At 61.8% G+C, this 17,023-nt stretch carries 21 protein-coding genes; 11 read left to right on the forward strand and 10 right to left on the reverse strand.

Features of this window, described 5'->3' with window-relative positions; genetic code table 11:
• Window positions 1–33: 33 nt before the first annotated feature.
• On the reverse strand, window positions 34–1,230 hold the full coding sequence (locus J5M56_RS06885; protein WP_186476603.1) for a benzoate/H(+) symporter BenE family transporter: 1,197 nt from the start codon (window positions 1,228–1,230) through the stop codon (window positions 34–36).
• Between the two features lie 145 nt (window positions 1,231–1,375).
• Between J5M56_RS06885 and J5M56_RS06890 the strand changes: the two genes are divergently transcribed.
• Window positions 1,376–1,978 (forward strand): glutathione S-transferase family protein, encoded by a 603-nt coding sequence (locus J5M56_RS06890; RefSeq protein ID WP_207870452.1) that lies wholly within the window; start codon window positions 1,376–1,378, stop codon window positions 1,976–1,978.
• A gap of 111 nt (window positions 1,979–2,089) precedes the next feature.
• On the opposite strand, the gene J5M56_RS06895 is transcribed toward J5M56_RS06890, so the two are convergent.
• The 5 genes from J5M56_RS06895 to J5M56_RS06915 form a co-directional block, all read right to left on the reverse strand.
• On the reverse strand, window positions 2,090–2,461 hold the full coding sequence (locus tag J5M56_RS06895) for a glutaredoxin (protein WP_207870454.1): 372 nt from the start codon (window positions 2,459–2,461) through the stop codon (window positions 2,090–2,092).
• A gap of 58 nt (window positions 2,462–2,519) precedes the next feature.
• On the reverse strand, window positions 2,520–3,065 hold the full coding sequence (folE, locus tag J5M56_RS06900; protein ID WP_054883671.1) for a GTP cyclohydrolase I FolE: 546 nt from the start codon (window positions 3,063–3,065) through the stop codon (window positions 2,520–2,522).
• 71 nt (window positions 3,066–3,136) lie between these two features.
• Window positions 3,137–3,697 (reverse strand): Smr/MutS family protein, encoded by a 561-nt coding sequence (locus J5M56_RS06905; RefSeq protein WP_207870456.1) that lies wholly within the window; start codon window positions 3,695–3,697, stop codon window positions 3,137–3,139.
• 100 nt (window positions 3,698–3,797) lie between these two features.
• Window positions 3,798–4,118 carry a hypothetical protein gene (locus J5M56_RS06910; RefSeq protein ID WP_060479985.1) on the reverse strand — a complete coding sequence of 107 codons (321 nt, stop codon included), beginning with the start codon at window positions 4,116–4,118 and terminating at the stop codon, window positions 3,798–3,800.
• Window positions 4,119–4,206: 88 nt separating this feature from the next.
• Window positions 4,207–4,797 (reverse strand): cysteine hydrolase family protein, encoded by a 591-nt coding sequence (locus J5M56_RS06915; protein ID WP_060479986.1) that lies wholly within the window; start codon window positions 4,795–4,797, stop codon window positions 4,207–4,209.
• Between the two features lie 179 nt (window positions 4,798–4,976).
• On the opposite strand from J5M56_RS06915, the gene prmB reads away from it, so the two are divergent.
• Complete coding sequence (gene prmB / locus J5M56_RS06920) at window positions 4,977–5,885, forward strand: 50S ribosomal protein L3 N(5)-glutamine methyltransferase (RefSeq protein ID WP_060479987.1); 909 nt, start codon at window positions 4,977–4,979, stop codon at window positions 5,883–5,885.
• Between the two features lie 36 nt (window positions 5,886–5,921).
• Here prmB and J5M56_RS06925 read toward each other — a convergent pair whose 3' ends face one another.
• Both J5M56_RS06925 and J5M56_RS06930 read right to left on the reverse strand, forming a co-directional pair.
• A complete protein-coding gene (locus J5M56_RS06925; RefSeq protein ID WP_186476606.1) occupies window positions 5,922–6,710 on the reverse strand; it encodes a hypothetical protein in 789 nt (262 codons plus the stop codon).
• A gap of 102 nt (window positions 6,711–6,812) precedes the next feature.
• Window positions 6,813–7,772 carry an alpha/beta fold hydrolase gene (locus J5M56_RS06930; protein WP_060479989.1) on the reverse strand — a complete coding sequence of 320 codons (960 nt, stop codon included), beginning with the start codon at window positions 7,770–7,772 and terminating at the stop codon, window positions 6,813–6,815.
• Window positions 7,773–7,954: 182 nt separating this feature from the next.
• Here J5M56_RS06930 and aroC point away from each other — a divergent pair, with 182 nt between their 5' ends.
• The 3 genes from aroC (at window position 7,955) to J5M56_RS06945 (ending at window position 10,851) form a co-directional block, all read left to right on the forward strand.
• A complete protein-coding gene (aroC, locus tag J5M56_RS06935) occupies window positions 7,955–9,046 on the forward strand; it encodes a chorismate synthase (RefSeq protein ID WP_060479990.1) in 1,092 nt (363 codons plus the stop codon).
• Window positions 9,047–9,160: 114 nt separating this feature from the next.
• Window positions 9,161–10,318 carry an MFS transporter gene (locus J5M56_RS06940; RefSeq protein ID WP_207870458.1) on the forward strand — a complete coding sequence of 386 codons (1,158 nt, stop codon included), beginning with the start codon at window positions 9,161–9,163 and terminating at the stop codon, window positions 10,316–10,318.
• Window positions 10,315–10,851, forward strand: coding sequence for an oxidase (locus J5M56_RS06945; RefSeq protein WP_207870460.1), 537 nt, complete (start codon window positions 10,315–10,317; stop codon window positions 10,849–10,851). The genes J5M56_RS06940 and J5M56_RS06945 overlap by 4 nt, the downstream gene beginning before the upstream one ends.
• Before the next feature lie 117 nt (window positions 10,852–10,968).
• Here J5M56_RS06945 and J5M56_RS06950 read toward each other — a convergent pair whose 3' ends face one another.
• Window positions 10,969–11,241: a DUF3509 domain-containing protein gene (locus J5M56_RS06950; protein WP_060479993.1), complete on the reverse strand. Its 273-nt coding sequence runs from the start codon at window positions 11,239–11,241 to the stop codon at window positions 10,969–10,971.
• 266 nt (window positions 11,242–11,507) lie between these two features.
• Here J5M56_RS06950 and J5M56_RS06955 point away from each other — a divergent pair, with 266 nt between their 5' ends.
• Both J5M56_RS06955 and J5M56_RS06960 read left to right on the forward strand, forming a co-directional pair.
• Entirely contained in the window at window positions 11,508–12,032 is a 525-nt protein-coding gene (locus tag J5M56_RS06955) for an ankyrin repeat domain-containing protein (protein ID WP_186476609.1), read from the forward strand.
• A gap of 58 nt (window positions 12,033–12,090) precedes the next feature.
• Window positions 12,091–12,621 (forward strand): hypothetical protein, encoded by a 531-nt coding sequence (locus tag J5M56_RS06960; protein WP_207870462.1) that lies wholly within the window; start codon window positions 12,091–12,093, stop codon window positions 12,619–12,621.
• 59 nt (window positions 12,622–12,680) lie between these two features.
• Here the strand turns inward: J5M56_RS06960 and J5M56_RS06965 are convergent, their stop codons facing one another.
• Window positions 12,681–13,619 carry a ZIP family metal transporter gene (locus J5M56_RS06965; protein WP_060479996.1) on the reverse strand — a complete coding sequence of 313 codons (939 nt, stop codon included), beginning with the start codon at window positions 13,617–13,619 and terminating at the stop codon, window positions 12,681–12,683.
• 124 nt (window positions 13,620–13,743) lie between these two features.
• Between J5M56_RS06965 and J5M56_RS06970 the strand changes: the two genes are divergently transcribed.
• From J5M56_RS06970 to J5M56_RS06985, 4 genes are all read left to right on the forward strand, one after another.
• A complete protein-coding gene (locus J5M56_RS06970) occupies window positions 13,744–13,935 on the forward strand; it encodes a PLD nuclease N-terminal domain-containing protein (protein WP_186476611.1) in 192 nt (63 codons plus the stop codon).
• Between the two features lie 143 nt (window positions 13,936–14,078).
• On the forward strand, window positions 14,079–16,136 hold the full coding sequence (locus J5M56_RS06975) for an LTA synthase family protein (protein WP_207870464.1): 2,058 nt from the start codon (window positions 14,079–14,081) through the stop codon (window positions 16,134–16,136).
• 130 nt (window positions 16,137–16,266) lie between these two features.
• Window positions 16,267–16,503 carry a hypothetical protein gene (locus tag J5M56_RS06980; protein ID WP_060479999.1) on the forward strand — a complete coding sequence of 79 codons (237 nt, stop codon included), beginning with the start codon at window positions 16,267–16,269 and terminating at the stop codon, window positions 16,501–16,503.
• Between the two features lie 175 nt (window positions 16,504–16,678).
• On the forward strand, window positions 16,679–17,011 hold the full coding sequence (locus J5M56_RS06985) for a ribonuclease E inhibitor RraB (RefSeq protein WP_186476613.1): 333 nt from the start codon (window positions 16,679–16,681) through the stop codon (window positions 17,009–17,011).
• Window positions 17,012–17,023 lie beyond the last annotated feature (12 nt).

A 17,023-nucleotide genomic window follows, 5' to 3' on the forward strand; every position in this document is an offset into this window, starting at 1 on the left:
CGGGCGGCGCTCGATCTCAACCGCAACACTGAACTACCGCCGAGCCCCCTGAGCGTTCAGAATCAACAAGGTCAAAACCCCCGCCACAATCCCCCAGAACGCCGAACCAATCGAGAACAGCGTCAACCCCGATGCCGTGACCATGAAGGTGATCAAGGCCGCTTCCCGCTCGCGTGCCTCGGCCATGGCCACGGTCAGCCCATTCATGATCGAACCAAACAGTGCCAGGGCGGCAATCGACAGCACCAGCTCCTTGGGCAGCGCGGCGAACAACGCCGCCAGGGTTGCGCCGAACGTACCGGCTATGCCATAGAAAATCCCGCACCAAACCGCCGCCGTGTAGCGTTTTTGCGGGTCTTCATGGGCATGCGGCCCGGTGCAGATCGCCGCACTGATCGCCGCCAGATTCACCCCGTGGGAGCCGAAAGGGGCCAGCAGCAGCGAGGCAAAGCCAGTGGCAGAAATCAGCGGCGATGCAGGTACTTGGTAGCCGTCGGCCCTTAGCACAGCCACGCCCGGCATGTTCTGTGAGGTCATGGCCACCACGAACAGCGGTATGCCGATGCTGATGGTCGCGGCCAGAGAGAAGCTCGGCGTGGTCCAGACCGGTGCCGCTACCTCCAGCTTGAAGCCGCTGAAGTCCAGCAGGCCAAGGGCGCCGGACAGCGCGGTGCCCACCAGCAAGGCAGCCAGCACGCAATACCGCGGCGATAGCCGCTTGACCAACAGATAACTAAAGAACATGCCCAATACCAACAAGGTACGGTGCTGGGCGGCCACGAAGATTTCGCTGCCGATCTTGAACAGGATCCCCGCCAGCAGCGCCGAGGCCAATGACGCGGGAATACGCTTGACCAGGCGTTCGAAGCTGCCGGTCACGCCGCAGATCACCACCAGCAGTGCACAGGTAATGTAAGCGCCGATGGCTTCGCCGTAGCTGACACCGCCCAGGCTGGTAATCAACAGCGCTGCACCGGGGGTAGACCAGGCCACGGTGATAGGCGTGCGGTAGCGCAGTGACAGGCCGATGCTGCACACCGCCATGCCGATCGACAAGGCCCAGATCCACGAAGAAATCTGTGCACTGGTCAGCCCGGCAGCTTGCCCTGCCTGGAACATCAATACCAGGGAGCTGGTGTAACCGGTGAGCATGGCGATGAAGCCGGCGACCACGGCCGACGGGGAGCTGTCTGCCAGGGGCCTCAGGCGCGCGGAGGTGGCATCGGTCATTGGAGGGATCCTTGTCCATGTATAAGCTGTTTTTGCAGCCTAACGCGGCGGTGATTGATCCTTGCCATACAGCAGGCATTGCTTTTGGCCGTACAGTCGCCAACTATTGAGCAAATCTGCGTAACTGCATGGGAGGGGAGGGGCGATGTACAAGGTGTATGGTGACTACCAGTCGGGCAACTGCTACAAGGTCAAGCTGATGCTCAGCCTGCTGGACCGCCCGTATCAATGGCAAGCGGTGGACATCCTCAAGGGCGAAACCGAAACCCCAGAGTTCCTGGCCATGAACCCCAATGGCAAGGTGCCGGTTCTGCAGCTCGAGGACGGTACCTGCCTTTGGGAGTCGAACGCCATCCTCAACTACCTGGCCGATGGCAGCGCGTTTCTGCCCAGCGAACCGCGCCTGCGCACGCAGGTTCTGCAGTGGCAGTTTTTCGAGCAATACAGCCATGAGCCGTACATTGCCGTGGCCAGGTTCATTCAGTTCTACCTGGGCTTGCCGGATGAGCGTGTGGACGAATACCGCAAGCTGCACAAAGGCGGGTACAAGGCGCTGAAGGTGATGGAGCGGCAGTTGCAGATGACGCCGTACCTGGTTGGGGACCAGTACTCGATCGCCGACGTCGCGTTATACGCCTACACCCACGTGGCGCATCAGGGCGGTTTCGATCTGGCCGACTATCCGGCAGTGCGTGCCTGGCTTAAGCGGGTGGCGAGCCACCCAAAGCATGTGCCGATGGTTGAGTAAGGCGAGTTCGGCCTATTCGCGGGTGAACCTGCTTTCACCCGCTTGCCACAGGGTTCGCGCACTGCGTGATCCCTGTGGGCGTTCACTGGCGATAAAGCCGACGCTTATGCCTCAGGCTGACGCGAAACGCTTGTCCAGGTAATCAATGATGGCCTTGGACTCATACATCCAGGTCACGTTGCCCTGTTCTTCGATGCGCAGGCACGGCACTTTGACCCGGCCACCCCCTTCGAGCAGCGCCTGGCGGTGCTCTTGGTCGTTCTTGGCATCACGCAGCGCAACTGGCACGTTCAAACGATGCAGGGTACGGCGGGTTTTCACGCAGAACGGGCAGGCATGGAACTGATAGAGCGCGAGGCTCTTGGCCTGCTGCTCGACACGCGACTGGGCCGCCGCGTCACGCTTCTGCTTGGCCGGGCGGCTGATCCAGTCGCCGAACACGATAAGCTGGCCAAGGCCAACCCGCAGGGCTTTGACGATCATGGGCTACTCCTGAAAGTAAAAAGCCGACCCCTGGGGGCCGGCTCGGGATAGGCACCGATCACTTGATCAGGCTGAGGAACTCGCTGCGGGTGGCGGCGTTTTCACGGAATTCACCCAGCATCACCGAGGTGAGCATGGTCGAATTCTGCTTTTCCACACCGCGCATCATCATGCACATGTGCTTGGCTTCGATCACCACGGCCACGCCGGCAGCCCCGGTAACCTGCTGCACGGCCTCGGCGATCTGGCGGCTGAGGTTTTCCTGGATTTGCAGGCGGCGGGCGAACATGTCGACGATGCGGGCGACCTTCGACAAGCCCAGGACCTTGCCCTTGGGCAGGTAAGCCACGTGAGCCTTGCCGATGAAAGGCAGCATGTGGTGTTCGCACATCGAATACAGCTCGATGTCCCGGACCAGCACCATCTCACTGTTGTCGGAGGTGAACAGCGCGCCGTTGGTGACTTCTTCCAGCGTCTGCTCATAACCGCGGCAAAGGTACTTCATGGCCTTTGCAGCCCGTTTGGGCGTGTCGAGCAGGCCCTCACGGGAGACGTCCTCGCCGAGTTGGCTGAGGATCTCGGTGTAGTTCTGTTCCAGGGACATGTATCTACCTGTGGGTAAAAAATCGCAAAAAGGAAGGTTACGGCGGCGCGGGCGGCGCTGCAAGCACGGCGTTACTCGTCGCGCCCTTCCATCATGGTTCGCTTGAGCATCACATACACAGCGCCGGTGCCGCCATGGCGGGCCTGGCACGAGGTGAAACCGAGCACTTGCGGGTGCTGGCGCAGCCAGGTGTTGACGTGGCTCTTGATCATCGGGCGCTTGCCGTCCAGGCGTGCAGCCTTGCCGTGGGTCACCCGTACACAGCGCACTTCGAGCTGGGTAGCTTCGGCGATGAAGGCCCACAAGGTTTCGCGGGCTTTTTCAACGCTCATGCCATGCAGGTCGAGGCTGCCCTCGAAGGCGATCTGGCCAAGCTTGAGCTTGCGGATCTGGCCTTCCTGCACCCCGTCGCGGCGCCACATGAGCTCGTCTTCGGCGCCCACGTCGATGACGAACTGGTCCGACAGGCCATCGATTACCAAGGTCTGGTCGCTGCGCACGGTCGCGGCCTGGCGCAGGCCGGCCAGTTGCTTGCGGTCGGTTTTCGGCTTGCCCACATCGGCGCGGTCGTGCTTGATCGGCTTGACGCCGCGCACCTCTGCGCTGAACAGGGAAAAATCGTCGTCTTGCATGGTGCCTCCACGTGGGAGGCGTAGTTTACGCCATCAGCCTTGTGGCGTCAGTACTGCCCCTTCGCAGGTTCACCCGCGAATAGGCCCGCAGCACAAACCGCTAATCGTGCTTCTTCATCAAGTGCGGTGACATGTTCAGTTCGCGCCCGCGGCGCAGGCGGATGCGGCTACGACGCCAGAGGCGCACGCCCAGATACAGCAGCAACAGCCCAACCAGCGCCACGATGCTGGCCAGCGGGCGGTTTGTGTTGAGGTCGGCCAGGGCCGCGTAGTTGCCAAGTAGCCCGGACACGCCTGCCATGGCTAGCAACACACCCAAGGTAGCGATCAGGGCCGACAGGCCGGCGGCAATGCGCGCGCCCCAGTTGCGCGGTTCTCGCGGGCGCAGACGCTTGGCGTCGAAACTGCCTTTAAGCTTCATTCCAGTCACCTCTGTGGACATCCGGAATTCGACCTGGCCCTGGTACAAGGGTTCCGCGCGGCTGCCGGGCGGTCATCGCAACACCGGCTCAGATCAGGCTGGCGGTGGGTGCGACACAGGCGAAGTTATCGGCCATCACGGCCATTTCGCACGCGTGGATCTGCGCGGCGGGGATCACCTGATCCTTCAGCGCCAGGTCGCGGGTGGCTGAAGCATCTTCTACCAGGGTGCAACGATAACCATAGTCCTTGGCACGGCGCACGGTGGTGCTGACGCTGGAGTGGCTCATGAAACCGCACACGATCAGGTCCAGATGCCCAAGAGCCTGCAAGGTGTCATGCAGTTGGGTGTTTTTGAACGCGTTGGGCATGCGTTTTTCGATGACGATTTCACCTTCGTGCGGCTCCAAGCCCGGAATGAACTGGCCGGCCGGGCCTTGCGGGTCGAAGCGCCCGCCAACGGTGCCGAGGTGGCGAACGTGGATGATCGGACGGCCTGCCTTGCGGGCAGCGTCGAGCAACCGGGCGATGTTGGCCACGGCCTCGTCCATGCCCGACAGCTGCAGAGGCCCGCTCAGGTACTCTTTCTGCGCATCGATGATGATCAAGCTGGCTTGGCTCAGCTTGGCCGGCGGATAGTCGCGGCCCGTGAGGCGGAACATCGTGGGTGGAACTGACATCAAGGGCTCCTCGGGTAGGGCTTTTGTATACCTATTCTCCCTTGCCTTGGCGCCAATGGGAATGGTTGACATCGCAAGCGGCATGGATACTGGCCTGTGGCTTGCCATCAGGGCATGGTGACGAACAATTGTGCCGGTAGGGCTGTTAGACTTTTGTACGGTCTGAATAGGAGTTTCCCGTGATCACATCTCGTCTGCGCACGCTGCGCGACTACATCCGCTGGGCGGTCAGCCGCTTCCACGAGCATGAGTTGTTCTTTGGCCATGGTGCCGACAATGCCTGGGACGAGGCCCGTCTGCTGGTGCTGGGCGCCGTGCACCTGCCCTGGGAGATTGCCGACAGTTACCTGGACTGCCAGCTCGAGGACGACGAGCGGGTGCGCCTGCAGCATCTGCTCAAGCGCCGTATCGAAGACCGCGTGCCGACGGCTTACCTGCTGGGCGAGGCGTGGTTCTGCGGCATGTCGTTCATCGTCGACGAGCGCGTGCTGGTACCTCGCTCGCCGATTGGCGAGCTGATCGAAAAACGCTTCGAGCCATGGCTGGCGGCCGAGCCCGCCCGCATTCTGGACCTGTGCACGGGTTCTGGCTGCATTGGCATAGTGGCCGCCGAGGTGTTCCCCGAGGCCGAAGTGGTGCTGGCCGACTTGTCGTTCGATGCACTGGAAGTGGCTAATCAGAACATCGAACGCCACGGTTTGGACGAGCGAGTGTTTACCGTGCAGGGTGACGGCTTCGCTGGCCTGCCTGGGCAGCGCTTCGACCTGATCCTGTCCAACCCGCCGTATGTCGATGCCGAAGACTTTGGCGACATGCCGGCCGAATACCACCACGAGCCGGAAATGGGCCTGGCCTGCGGCAACGATGGCCTGGACTTGGTCCGGCGAATGCTCGCCGAGGCGGCTGATCACCTGACTGAAAAGGGGTTGTTGATCGTCGAGGTCGGCAACAGCCAGGTGCATGTCGAAGCCCTTTACCCTGAAGTGGACTTCGCTTGGCTGGAATTCGAACGTGGCGGGCACGGCGTGTTCATGCTCACCGCCGAGCAATGCCGTCAGCACCAGGCGCTGTTCAAGTCGCGCGTCTGAGGCCGGGCAGGGTGGGCCGCACGACGGCCCCGCAGCTCACCGGGTAGCGATCCAGATCAGCAGCCCGGCCTGGAACACCGCGAACGCCACCAGGCAAGTGATGGTAAAGCGCAGCCCGCTGTCTTCGCGTCGATATTTGGCCACCCGCTCGTCGCGTTCGCGCAGCTGCCCCTCTTTCTCCTGCAGTTGCTGCTCGGCCTGCTGCAGCATGCCGGCTGCATCGAGCATGCTCACCTGCTGCACTTTTTCGGTGTTCCAGCCGCCTTTGAGCTGGTTCACGGTGGTATCCAGGGTGCGGCCTTTGAGGTGCTGCGGGTCGGCGTATTCCACTTCCAGGCCCGTGGCGGTGATGAACCGGTCGCGGCGCAGGCGGGTGTCTTCGTTCAGCGCATCCTTGTTCGGCAGCGCCATGCCTTCGACCCGGTAGTTCGACCAGCGCCGCTGCAGCCACTGCACCGCCTGGGCCAGCATGAAGCGGCCGACCCCGCGGTTCAGCGGCTCCAGTTGCAACCCGCTGTCACTGCCCAGGGTCACCCGCCGCTCGCCGTGGTCCACCCGCACATCCAGTTGGTTCTGCTCCTTGCGAACTTTCTGCCCTGGCAGGCGGATTTCCATGCGCAGCAGGCTGTGGGCCTTGTCATGGCGTTCGGCGTAAGCGAACTCGACGAAGCGCAAGGGCCGTGCGCCGCTGTTGCGGTCGATGGGCAGGGGCGCCAGGCGCAGCAGTTGGAAGTGTTCAACAGCAAGGTCTGCCCAAGGCAGGGCGGCTGGCTCCGGGGCGGGCGGCTCTTGGCCGGGCTCTACGGCAGCGGGGGCATCGGTCATTGGGGCATTTCCTCGGGGACGGGCAGGTAGCGAACTGGGCTGCATGCCGCCCAGATCACTGCCGATACCGCTTTATCGGCAGGGATTGCCGATGTTTGAGGGTCAGGCCGATGGCAACTGGTGAATGAAGCTGACCAGTCGTTCGCCAAGCTCCCGCGCCAGGGGCAGCTCTGGATTGAGGTAGCTGTCACGCTGCAGGTGCATGTCTTTCGGGCTGATGCGCAGCATGTGGTTCATGCCGTCGATCAACACCAGCTGAGCATCCGGCTTGGCTGCCTTGAGGCGTTCAGCGTCGGCTACATCGACCTGCACATCGTTGCGTCCTTGTACGATCAGAGCAGGCATCGGCAAGCGCGCGAAAGCCTGGGCTGGGTTCTGCTGCAGCAGGGTGATCAGGTAAGGCTGCACGCTTGGGCGAAACACCTGGCGTAGCGGGGCAGGTATGTCCAGGCTGGTCTGCCCAGCTTGCAGGCGGTCGAGCAGGGCGCTGCCCTGAGCCACCTGCGCAGGTGGCAGGCGTTGAGCCAATTGCTCACGCAACACGTCCGCCAAGGGGCGGCCCATGCCGGCCAGGGTGACCACTGCACTGGCACCGGCGCGTTCGGCGGCAAGGGTGGCGATCAGCGCCCCTTCACTGTGGCCCACAAGGATCAGCGGGCCAAACCTTGGGTCGGCCTTGAGCTTTTGGCTCCACGCCACGACATCGTCGACGTAACGCTGCACGCTCAGGTTGCGCTCGTCAGGCGTGGCTGGCTGGCTGGCGGCCACGCCGCGTTTGTCGTAGCGCACGCTGGCTATGTGTTCGTTGGCCAGCACCAGGGCCAGGCGTTTGAGGTTGTCGACACGGCCTGAGGCTGGGTTGTTACCGTCTCGATCAGTGGGGCCGGAGCCGGCAATGATCAACACCACTGGCGGCGGGGTGGCTTGTTGCGGCAACAGCAGGCTGCCGTGGAGCACACCTTGGCCGGTATCGAGGTCGATAGGGCGTTGCAGTACGGTAGGGGCGGCGGCCTGGGCCAGGCCGGTACACAGCAAAAGGAACAGAGCGACCAGGCGCGACATCTTGGGTTACTACATAGGGAGATGAACGTATGACTCGATGCTGGAGGGAAGGTTCGCAGCCTCGATAAGCACCGTGCAGGCGGGCCGGGGGCTGGTTAACCACCAACAGGCCAGCACAGCCCCTTCATCCATCTGTATACTGCCGGCTTTCGTTCACCTCAGGCAGATTTCGCGGAGCGTCCATGTCCGGCAATACCTACGGCAAGCTGTTCACTGTCACCACCGCTGGCGAAAGCCATGGCCCGGCGTTGGTCGCCATTGTCGATGGATGCCCACCTGGCCTGGAGATCTCCCTCGCCGACCTGCAGCACGACCTTGACCGGCGCAAGCCTGGCACCAGCCGGCATACTACCCAGCGCCAGGAAGCCGACGAGGTTGAAATCCTCTCTGGCGTCTTCGAAGGCCGCACCACCGGCTGCTCGATTGGCCTGCTGATCCGTAATACCGACCAGAAGTCCAAGGACTACTCGGCGATCAAGGACCTGTTCCGCCCCGCCCACGCCGACTACACCTACCACCACAAATACGGTACTCGCGACTACCGTGGTGGCGGGCGCAGCTCGGCGCGCGAAACGGCCATGCGTGTGGCTGCTGGCGCCATCGCCAAGAAGTACCTGGCTACCCAGGGCATTCAGGTGCGTGGCTACATGAGCCAATTGGGCCCGATCGAAATCCCCTTCAAGGGCTGGGAATCGGTTGAAGAAAACGCCTTCTTCAGCCCTGACCCCAGCAAGGTGCCGGAGCTCGAGGCCTACATGGACCAACTGCGCCGCGACCAGGATTCGGTTGGGGCGAAGATCACCGTAGTGGCCGAGGGCGTCATGCCAGGGCTGGGCGAGCCGATTTTCGACCGTCTCGATGCGGAACTGGCCCACGCGCTGATGAGCATCAACGCGGTTAAAGGCGTTGAAATCGGTGCGGGTTTCGCCAGCGTTGCCCAGCGCGGCACCGAACACCGTGACGAGCTGACCCCTGCAGGTTTTCTCAGCAATAACGCAGGCGGCATCCTCGGTGGCATCAGCTCCGGTCAGCCGATCGTCGCCCACCTGGCGCTCAAGCCGACGTCCAGCATCACCACGCCAGGCCGTTCGATCGATGTCGATGGCAACCCTGTCGACGTCATCACCAAAGGCCGCCATGACCCGTGCGTGGGTATCCGTGCCACACCGATCGCCGAAGCGATGATGGCGATCGTGCTGATGGACCATTTGTTGCGCCATCGTGCGCAGAATGCCGAGGTGAAGGTGAACACACCGGTATTAGGCCAGCTCTGATCCAGCCTGTGTCGGCCGCTTCGCCGGTGAACCCGCTCCTACAGCGATAGCACTGAATCTGTGGGAGGGGGTTGGCCTTGAAAGGGCCGATACAGGTCCCTAGAGGGCCACTCCATGCACCCGATTCCTTATTGGCGCCTGTCCAGCTTCTACCTGTTCTACTTCGCCCTGCTGGGCTCCACTGCGCCGTTTCTGGCGCTGTATTTCGACCACCTGGATTTCCCCCCGGCGCGCATCGGCGAGTTGGTGGCCATCCCCATGCTGATGCGCTGCGTCGCGCCTAACATGTGGGGCTGGCTGGGTGACCGCAGCGGGCAGCGCCTGCTCATCGTGCGCCTGGGGGCCTTGTGCACCCTGGCGACCTTCTCGCTGATCTTCTTCGGCAAGAGCTATGCCTGGCTGGCATTGGTGATGGCGCTGCATGCGTTCTTCTGGCATGCGGTGCTCCCGCAGTTCGAAGTCATCACCCTGGCTCACCTGCATGGCCAGACCGCGCGCTACAGCCAGGTACGCCTGTGGGGCTCGATCGGCTTCATTCTCACTGTGGTTGGGCTGGGCCGGCTGTTCGAATGGTTGAGCCTGGACATCTACCCCATAGCCCTGGTGACCATCATGGCCGGTATCGTTGCCGCCAGCCTGTGGGTGCCTAATGCACAGCCGGTAGAGCAGGGCGAGCGCGCTGGTGCGGGTGGTTTCCTGCGCCAGCTGAGTGCTCCGGGGGTGATCGCCTTCTACCTGTGCGTAGCGTTGATGCAACTCAGCCACGGCCCTTACTACACATTTCTCACCCTGCACCTTGAGCACCTTGGCTACAGCCGTGGCGCCATTGGCTTGCTGTGGGCACTGGGCGTGGTGGCCGAAGTTTTGATGTTCATGGGCATGAGCCGCCTGTTCGCCCGCTTCAGCGTGCAGCGAGTGTTGCTGGCCAGCTTCCTGTTGGCCGCGCTGCGGTGGCTGCTGCTGGGTAATCTGGCAGGTGAACCAGGGGTGTTGATTTTCGCTCAGCTGCTGCATGCTGCCACCTTCGGCTGCTTCCATGCCGCGAGCATCGCCTTCGTGCAGGCCAGCTTCGGCGCCCGGCAGCAGGGCCAGGGCCAGGCGTTGTACGCCGCGCTGTCGGGTACGGGTGGGGCTTTGGGCGCTTTGTATTCGGGCTACAGCTGGAAATTGCTGGGGCCGAGCTTCACCTTTGGTATGGCCAGCGCCGCAGCGCTGGCTGCAGCCGTTATCATTGCCACTCGTTCGCAATCGACCAGGACCAGCCGCCGATGAGCATCCTCTGTGTTTTCCACCCGTCCAACCCTGGCTTGCCGCACAAGGTGCTGACCCACCACGACGATATCGTCACCACCCTCGCTGAGCAGGGTGTGCGCTTGACCCATAACCCGCTGGCGCTGCGGGTGCGCCCTGGCAGCAGCCAGGCTGAGGTGCTGGAGGTTTGCCGAGAACACTTGGACCACCTGATGACAGCCCACGGTAGTGCGGCGTTCACCCTGCTCAACCGTGACGGCCCCGCGCCGACGCAGGTCGACGTGCGCGATGAACATGTGCACAACAGCGAAGAGGTGTTTGCCGTAGTTACAGGGCGTGCGCAGCTCGGCCTGCGCCTAGGCGAATACGTTTATGCCGTATTGTGTGAAAAAGGTGATGAGTTGGTCGTACCAGAAGGTACGCGGCGGTGGGTGGAGTTGGGTGGAAACCCGTTCTGCTTGGCGTTGCGCCTGTTCGGTAGCGAACGGGATGTCGAGCCAGACTTCACCGGCGATGTGAGTGCGCGGGCGTTTCTGGGTATCGACGAGTTGTAATGCCTGCCCTGGCCTTTTCGCGGTTAGAGCCGCTACCACAAGCACCCCGCCATCCCTAAGGGCAATGCAGTACTAGCGGTGGCAACTTGGCCGCGAAAGGGCCAGTACAGACAAATCTCAGCGGTAAGTCGGCAGCGCGAAACGCTGCTGGCTTTGCAACATCGAAATTACTGGCAGCTCGCTGGCCTGCTCGGCCAAGTCGCGGCGAATGGCACTGATCGCCCAGGACAGCTGTTCGGCACTGTGCAGTTGGCCGTAGGTCAGCACTCGGCGAGTGACCTTGCCATCAGCAGCGCGCAGGGTCAGCAATACGCCACCATCAGGACGGGACTGGGTGGCAACCTGATAGGCCGGGAAGACCGAAACGAATTTTTCCTGGATGAGGTCCATATCAACTCCTGACTGATGTGTTGGCAGACGTGAGTTGAATATTGCAGTGACCGTGCCAGGTTTTGGCTTAATGAAAAAGCCAGTAAATTCAGTAGGTTAGAGCGGAATTCGAGAAGTGATATCGTGCAGCCTGCATGGTCATGCATTTTGCACAGTGCATTTTGCACGGATCGGGATTTGCCTATAGCCGCAATAGAATCTGAACCTTTGACCCCATGGCATGCCTGATTAAGACTAGGGCAACGAATTATGCCAGGAGGTTCCCGATGTCCGCTCAACCCGCCGCATCTGCGATGACCAATGATGAAGCCGCTGCTTTCGCCGAGCAGGTGTTCGACTGCGCCCGCCAGGGCGATGCGCAAATGCTCGAGCGCCTGCTAGCCAGTGGCTTGCCTGCGAACCTTCGCAATCATAAAGGTGACACCTTGCTGATGCTGGCCAGCTACCACGGTCAGCACGACGCAGTCAGGGTGCTTCTGGCCAACGGTGCCGACCCGCTGATCGCCAATGATAACGGCCAGTTGCCCATCGCCGGGGCGGCGTTCAAGGGTGACCTGGCAATGATCCGCCTGCTGCTCGACAGCGGTGTGCCGGTGGATGCTGCTGCCCAGGACGGGCGCACGGCGTTGATGCTGGCGGCCATGTTCAATCGCATCGAGATCCTCGACCACCTGCTAGCGCAAGGCGCTGATCCTGCACGGCGCGATGCTAGAGGCGCTACGGCACTGATGGCTGCGCAGACCATGGGCGCACAGGACGCTGCCGCGCGGCTGCAAGCACTGGCCAGCTAACGGTTCGGGGGCATTTGCGGCTATCCTTGGCGCCTTTGACCTGCCGCAGGCCCCCCTCATGAAAAACCAGTTGCTCGAATTCATCAGCCTGATTGGCGCCGGCTGCATGCGCGCTGAGGAAATCGAGCGCATCGCCGATGAGGCCGCCCAGGCCTACGCCGACCCCGCCGCCTTCCTGGCCGCCAACCCGGACATCAACTACGACGACAGCTTCCCGATTCCGCTCGGCGAATGGGTAGTGCTTGGCAGCCTGCCGGATACGGTGGTGTTCCAGGCCGACAGTTATCAAGCGCTGTTCCAGCAAATCAGTGATTCGTTCGACCAGAGCGTGCCGTTCACCCTCAAGCCCAAGCAACTGGCGCGCACCGAACCGCTGACAGCCCTGAATCGTATCCAGGTGCAGATGGGCGCATTGAACAAAGAGGCCGGGGGGTATGTGTTGCTGAACTTCAGCCAGTTGCTTGATGACGAGCTGCAAATGGTGATGGTTGGCCAACAGGACCTGGCGCGGGTCCTGGAGCTGGGCGCAGCGCTCAACATCAAGGTGGAGCCGGCGCTGGAGGCCCTGAAGGTCGCCGTTCACGTCTGATTTCACGTTCTGCCTGTTCGCGGAAGGCCGCGAACAGGGCAGTACAGGCAAACGGTAACTCAGCCCAATGCGGTATCGAGAAACATCATCACCGCGAACCCACCCATCAGCCCAAGGGTGGCTGACGTCTGATGCCCATTACGATGGGTTTCCGGTATCACCTCATGAGACACCACGAAAATCATCGCTCCCGCCGCCAGCCCCATGCTGATCGGGTAGGCCAAGGCGAAGCCGGTGGAAATCCCCAGGCCAATCACCGCGCCCAATGGCTCCATCAACCCGGAGCCGATCGCCACCAGCGCAGCCTTCATGTTCGACAGGCCCGTCGCCCGCAAAGCCAGGGCCACGGCTAGGCCCTCGGGGATGTCCTGAATAGCGATGGCACTGGTCAGTGGCAGGCCAATGTTCAAATCGCCATTGGCAAAGCTCACCCCGATCGCCATACCCTCTGGCAGGTTATGCAGGGTGATCGCCAACACGAACAGCCATACCCGGTTGATGCGTTCAGCCTGCGGGCCACAGGGGCCGGTGCTCTCGTGCTCATGTGGGGTGAAGCGGTCCAGGCCCAGCATCAGCAGCACACCCAACCCCATGCCCAGCACAACGGTGAAAGCCGCAGCAGGGCCATTGCCGGTGATTTCGCGAGCTGCGTCCAGGCCGGGCAAAATCAGCGAAAACGAACTGGCGGCGAGCATCATGCCGGCGGCAAAACCCAGCATCACATCCTGGGTGCGGGTGCTGACATCGCGCAGTACCACCGCTAGCACTGCTCCCAGTGCCGTGGCTGCGAAGCCGGACAGCCCGCCGATAGCTGCCAGGTGCAGGTTTTCGGCATGGTCACCGGTGAAGGCGTTCCAGAAGCTGGCCGCCAGCAACACGATGACTGCCAGCAAGCTCAACGCCAAGCCTGCGCTTAGCCACGGAGCGTCGTGGGCTTGCTGGCGCCAGGCGTTGATCATAGAGAGCGGGGTGGCGCTGTGGCTGTGAGCGGGTGGCATAGAAACCTCGAAATCCATCAGTACTGGCAGTCTAAGCAGTGACCTGTGCAGCTGGCCAAGGATTCCCTTCTATCGTTGCGATAGAAGGCTATGCTCAGCAACAGCCTTTCAAGGAGAACGTAACATGGGCTCTACTTTCAATGGCCTGGTCGGCCTGATCATCCTCGCTCTGGACATCTGGGCGATCCTCAACGTCATCAAAAGCAGCAGTGAAGTGGGCGCCAAGGTCCTGTGGATTCTGCTGATCGCCTTGCTCCCGGTGGTGGGCCTGGTGATCTGGGCGATCGCCGGGCCGCGGGGGAACGTGCGTTTATGAAACCTGCTTGGCAGACAAAATCTGCAATAGTGGCGTGACAAAATTTTCACACTGGTTTAAACAGAATCCGCACCCGCACAACGCAGCGTTGGGCACCCCCCAACGCCACCTTCGCAAACCGCAATCCTAGGACATTCCCATTCATGGCTAACACGGATGCCTTGAAGCAACAGGGCGCGCGAGCCTATACGCCGACCTTGAAATCGCACCTGGCCTACACGCTGCTCAGCGCCCTGGTGATCATGTTGATGCTCAGCCTGGTACGCCTCGCGCTGCTGGTCTACAACAGCGACATGATCGGCGACACCCCTTACTCGACCGTCGCCGAAGGCTTCCTCAATGGTTTGCGCTTCGACCTGCGCGTGGTGGTCTACCTGAGCATCCCGCTGCTGCTGGCGATGCTCAGCCCCTGGCTGATGGCCCGGCGTGGGCTGTTCCGTTTCTGGCTGACCCTCACCTCCAGCGTGGTGATGTTTCTCGGCTTGATGGAGATGGACTTCTACCGTGAGTTCCACCAGCGCCTCAATGGCCTGGTGTTCCAGTACATCAAGGAAGACCCCAAGACCGTGCTCAGCATGCTCTGGTATGGCTTCCCGGTCGTGCGCTATCTGTTGGCCTGGGCCTTCGGCACCTGGCTGCTGAGCCTGCTGTTCAAGGGCATCGATCGCTTGACCCGGGGTACCGGGCAACAGCGCGTGGCGCCTTGGTACAACCGCCTGGCGGTGTTCATGGTGGTCTTGCTGGTAGCGGTGGTCGCTGCCCGTGGCACCCTGCGCCAGGGCCCGCCGATGCGTTGGGGTGACGCCTTCACTACCGATTCCAACTTCGTCAACCAGTTGGGCCTCAATGGCACCCTTACCCTGATCGACGCTGCCAAAAGCCGCTTCGGCGAAGACCGCGCCAATATTTGGAAGCCCGTATTGAAGCAAGAGCTGGCTACCGAAACCGTGCGCAAGCAACTGCTGACCGCCCATGACACCCTGGTCGATGCCGACGAGGCTGCCGTGCGCCGTGACTTCCTGCCACCGGCCGACCGCACCCTGCCGATCAAGAACGTCGTAGTTATCCTCATGGAAAGCTTCGCCGGCCATTCTGTCGGCGCCCTGGGCAGCCCGAACAACATCACCCCGTATTTCGACAAGTTGGCCAAAGAGGGCCTGCTGTTCGACCGCTTCTTCTCCAACGGCACCCACACCCACCAGGGCATGTTCGCCACCATGGCCTGCTTCCCCAACCTGCCAGGCTTCGAATACCTGATGCAGACCCCGGAGGGTGGCCACAAGCTGTCGGGCCTGCCGGCGCTGCTCGGTGCCCGTGACTACGATGACGTGTATGTCTACAACGGTGATTTCGCCTGGGATAACCAGTCCGGGTTCTTCGGCAATCAGGGCATGACCACCTTCATTGGCCGTAACGACTTCGTCAACCCAGTGTTCTCCGACCCCACCTGGGGCGTGTCCGACCAGGACATGTTCGACCGTGGTAACGAGGAGCTGGCCAAGCACGATGGCAAGAAGCCGATCTATGCTCTGCTGCAAACCCTTTCCAACCACACGCCTTACGCGCTGCCTGCCAACCTGCCGGTTGAGAAAGTCACAGGCCAGGGCCGCCTGGACGAGCACCTGACCGCCATGCGCTACTCCGACTGGGCACTGGGCCAGTTCTTCGAGAAAGCGCGTAAAGAGCCTTACTTCAAGGACACCCTGTTCGTCATCGTCGGCGACCACGGGTTCGGCAACCAGCAGCAGGTCACCGAGCTGGACCTGGGGCGCTTCAACGTGCCGCTGCTGCTGATTGCGCCGGGCATCCAGGAGAAGTTCGGTGCGGTCAACCACACCGTCGGTACCCAGGTCGACATCGTGCCGACCATCATGGGCCGCCTGGGTGGCCAGACCCGCCACCAGTGCTGGGGGCGCGATCTGCTCAACCTGCCTGAGGGCGACCCGGGCATTGGCATGATCAAGCCGTCGGGCAGTGAACAGATCGTAGGCCTGGTCAAGGGCGACCACCTGCTGATCGAATCCAAGGACATGAGCCCTCGCATGTACCGCTACCAGCTGGGCAAGGAGTTCAAGGCCGAGCTGATCGAAAGCCCGGAGCAGACGCAAATGCTGCAGCAGCTTGAAGCCTTCATCCAGACCGCTACCAAGAGCTTGCTGGACAACACTGCCGGTGTGGTCCACGGCACTCCAAAGAAATAAGCCGCAACCCTGGCGCTGAACCCAAAGGGCCGCATAGCGGCCCTTTTTTTGCCTGAACGAATGCCCTGGCCCAGGGTCTGCTTCTACAGGCGCTACACACCAGGCGCTGTACGATCCAGAGGGCTATTCAATGAAAGAGTGGGAAGTCATCTTTGCCGATCAGAAGGGCGAGCCAACCACCTTGCTGATGCACGGTGAGCAACGCCCTAGCGAGGAAGAGGCCGCACGCGCCATCCGTTCGCATCTGTTTCCGATCATGGATGAATTGGACCTCAACGACTTCCAGGACCGCGCTACATCACCAACGGCACGCTGGCTCAAGGAGCAGAACGGCGTGATCATCACCAGCATCCAAGAAGCCCCTTGAATCAACGGTTGGCGTGGTGCCTGTGCAGGCACTACGCTGTTTGAAGGTGCCGGTCTTTTCTGCAGGCCTGCACCTGCGTCAATTCGCGTCTCTCATCAGCTCGATCTGCCGGCGGTGCCTGCAGGTGCGTAGTGCACGGAAAGTCTATCCATCGCTTTACTCGGGAGGACGATTCATGAGCAGCCTGAACGACGATATCAGCAGCAACGTTTTGCGCCAGATGAAAGCTGGCGGTTTCGATTTCACTCGCATTCACCCCATCGAGTTCTACGCGGTATTTCCAGATGAAGCAGGGGCCCGCCGCGCGGCCAGGCAGTTTCGGGGCGAGTCGCTTAACGCCCAGGTGCATGAGCGCGACGATGGTGCGTGGCACTTGGAGCTGAGCAAGGTCATGTATGCCACATACTGCGGGATTGGTGACTTCGAGGAGGCCTTCGAGCAATTGGTTTCACCCTACGGCGGCGAAGTCGAAGGGTGGGGCGTCAAGCACGAAAGGCAGACTGCCTAAGGTTATGGGGCT

The sequence above is a fragment of the Pseudomonas sp. 51_B genome (genome assembly GCF_017491595.1).
Classification (GTDB): Bacteria; Pseudomonadota; Gammaproteobacteria; order Pseudomonadales; family Pseudomonadaceae; genus Aquipseudomonas; species Aquipseudomonas promysalinigenes.

Bases quoted from the DNA above. Each gene is read 5' to 3' on its own strand.
- J5M56_RS06885 (WP_186476603.1), bottom strand. From the start codon at position 1,230: ATGACCGATGCCACCTCCGCGCGCCTGAGGCCCCTGGCAGACAGCTCC.
- J5M56_RS06890 (WP_207870452.1), top strand. From the start codon at position 1,376: ATGTACAAGGTGTATGGTGACTACCAGTCGGGCAACTGCTACAAGGTC.
- J5M56_RS06895 (WP_207870454.1), bottom strand. From the start codon at position 2,461: ATGATCGTCAAAGCCCTGCGGGTTGGCCTTGGCCAGCTTATCGTGTTC.
- folE (WP_054883671.1), bottom strand. From the start codon at position 3,065: ATGTCCCTGGAACAGAACTACACCGAGATCCTCAGCCAACTCGGCGAG.
- J5M56_RS06905 (WP_207870456.1), bottom strand. From the start codon at position 3,697: ATGCAAGACGACGATTTTTCCCTGTTCAGCGCAGAGGTGCGCGGCGTC.
- J5M56_RS06910 (WP_060479985.1), bottom strand. From the start codon at position 4,118: ATGAAGCTTAAAGGCAGTTTCGACGCCAAGCGTCTGCGCCCGCGAGAA.
- J5M56_RS06915 (WP_060479986.1), bottom strand. From the start codon at position 4,797: ATGTCAGTTCCACCCACGATGTTCCGCCTCACGGGCCGCGACTATCCG.
- J5M56_RS06925 (WP_186476606.1), bottom strand. From the start codon at position 6,710: ATGACCGATGCCCCCGCTGCCGTAGAGCCCGGCCAAGAGCCGCCCGCC.
- J5M56_RS06930 (WP_060479989.1), bottom strand. From the start codon at position 7,772: ATGTCGCGCCTGGTCGCTCTGTTCCTTTTGCTGTGTACCGGCCTGGCC.
- aroC (WP_060479990.1), top strand. From the start codon at position 7,955: ATGTCCGGCAATACCTACGGCAAGCTGTTCACTGTCACCACCGCTGGC.
- J5M56_RS06940 (WP_207870458.1), top strand. From the start codon at position 9,161: ATGCACCCGATTCCTTATTGGCGCCTGTCCAGCTTCTACCTGTTCTAC.
- J5M56_RS06945 (WP_207870460.1), top strand. From the start codon at position 10,315: ATGAGCATCCTCTGTGTTTTCCACCCGTCCAACCCTGGCTTGCCGCAC.
- J5M56_RS06950 (WP_060479993.1), bottom strand. From the start codon at position 11,241: ATGGACCTCATCCAGGAAAAATTCGTTTCGGTCTTCCCGGCCTATCAG.
- J5M56_RS06955 (WP_186476609.1), top strand. From the start codon at position 11,508: ATGTCCGCTCAACCCGCCGCATCTGCGATGACCAATGATGAAGCCGCT.
- J5M56_RS06960 (WP_207870462.1), top strand. From the start codon at position 12,091: ATGAAAAACCAGTTGCTCGAATTCATCAGCCTGATTGGCGCCGGCTGC.
- J5M56_RS06965 (WP_060479996.1), bottom strand. From the start codon at position 13,619: ATGCCACCCGCTCACAGCCACAGCGCCACCCCGCTCTCTATGATCAAC.
- J5M56_RS06970 (WP_186476611.1), top strand. From the start codon at position 13,744: ATGGGCTCTACTTTCAATGGCCTGGTCGGCCTGATCATCCTCGCTCTG.
- J5M56_RS06975 (WP_207870464.1), top strand. From the start codon at position 14,079: ATGGCTAACACGGATGCCTTGAAGCAACAGGGCGCGCGAGCCTATACG.
- J5M56_RS06980 (WP_060479999.1), top strand. From the start codon at position 16,267: ATGAAAGAGTGGGAAGTCATCTTTGCCGATCAGAAGGGCGAGCCAACC.
- J5M56_RS06985 (WP_186476613.1), top strand. From the start codon at position 16,679: ATGAGCAGCCTGAACGACGATATCAGCAGCAACGTTTTGCGCCAGATG.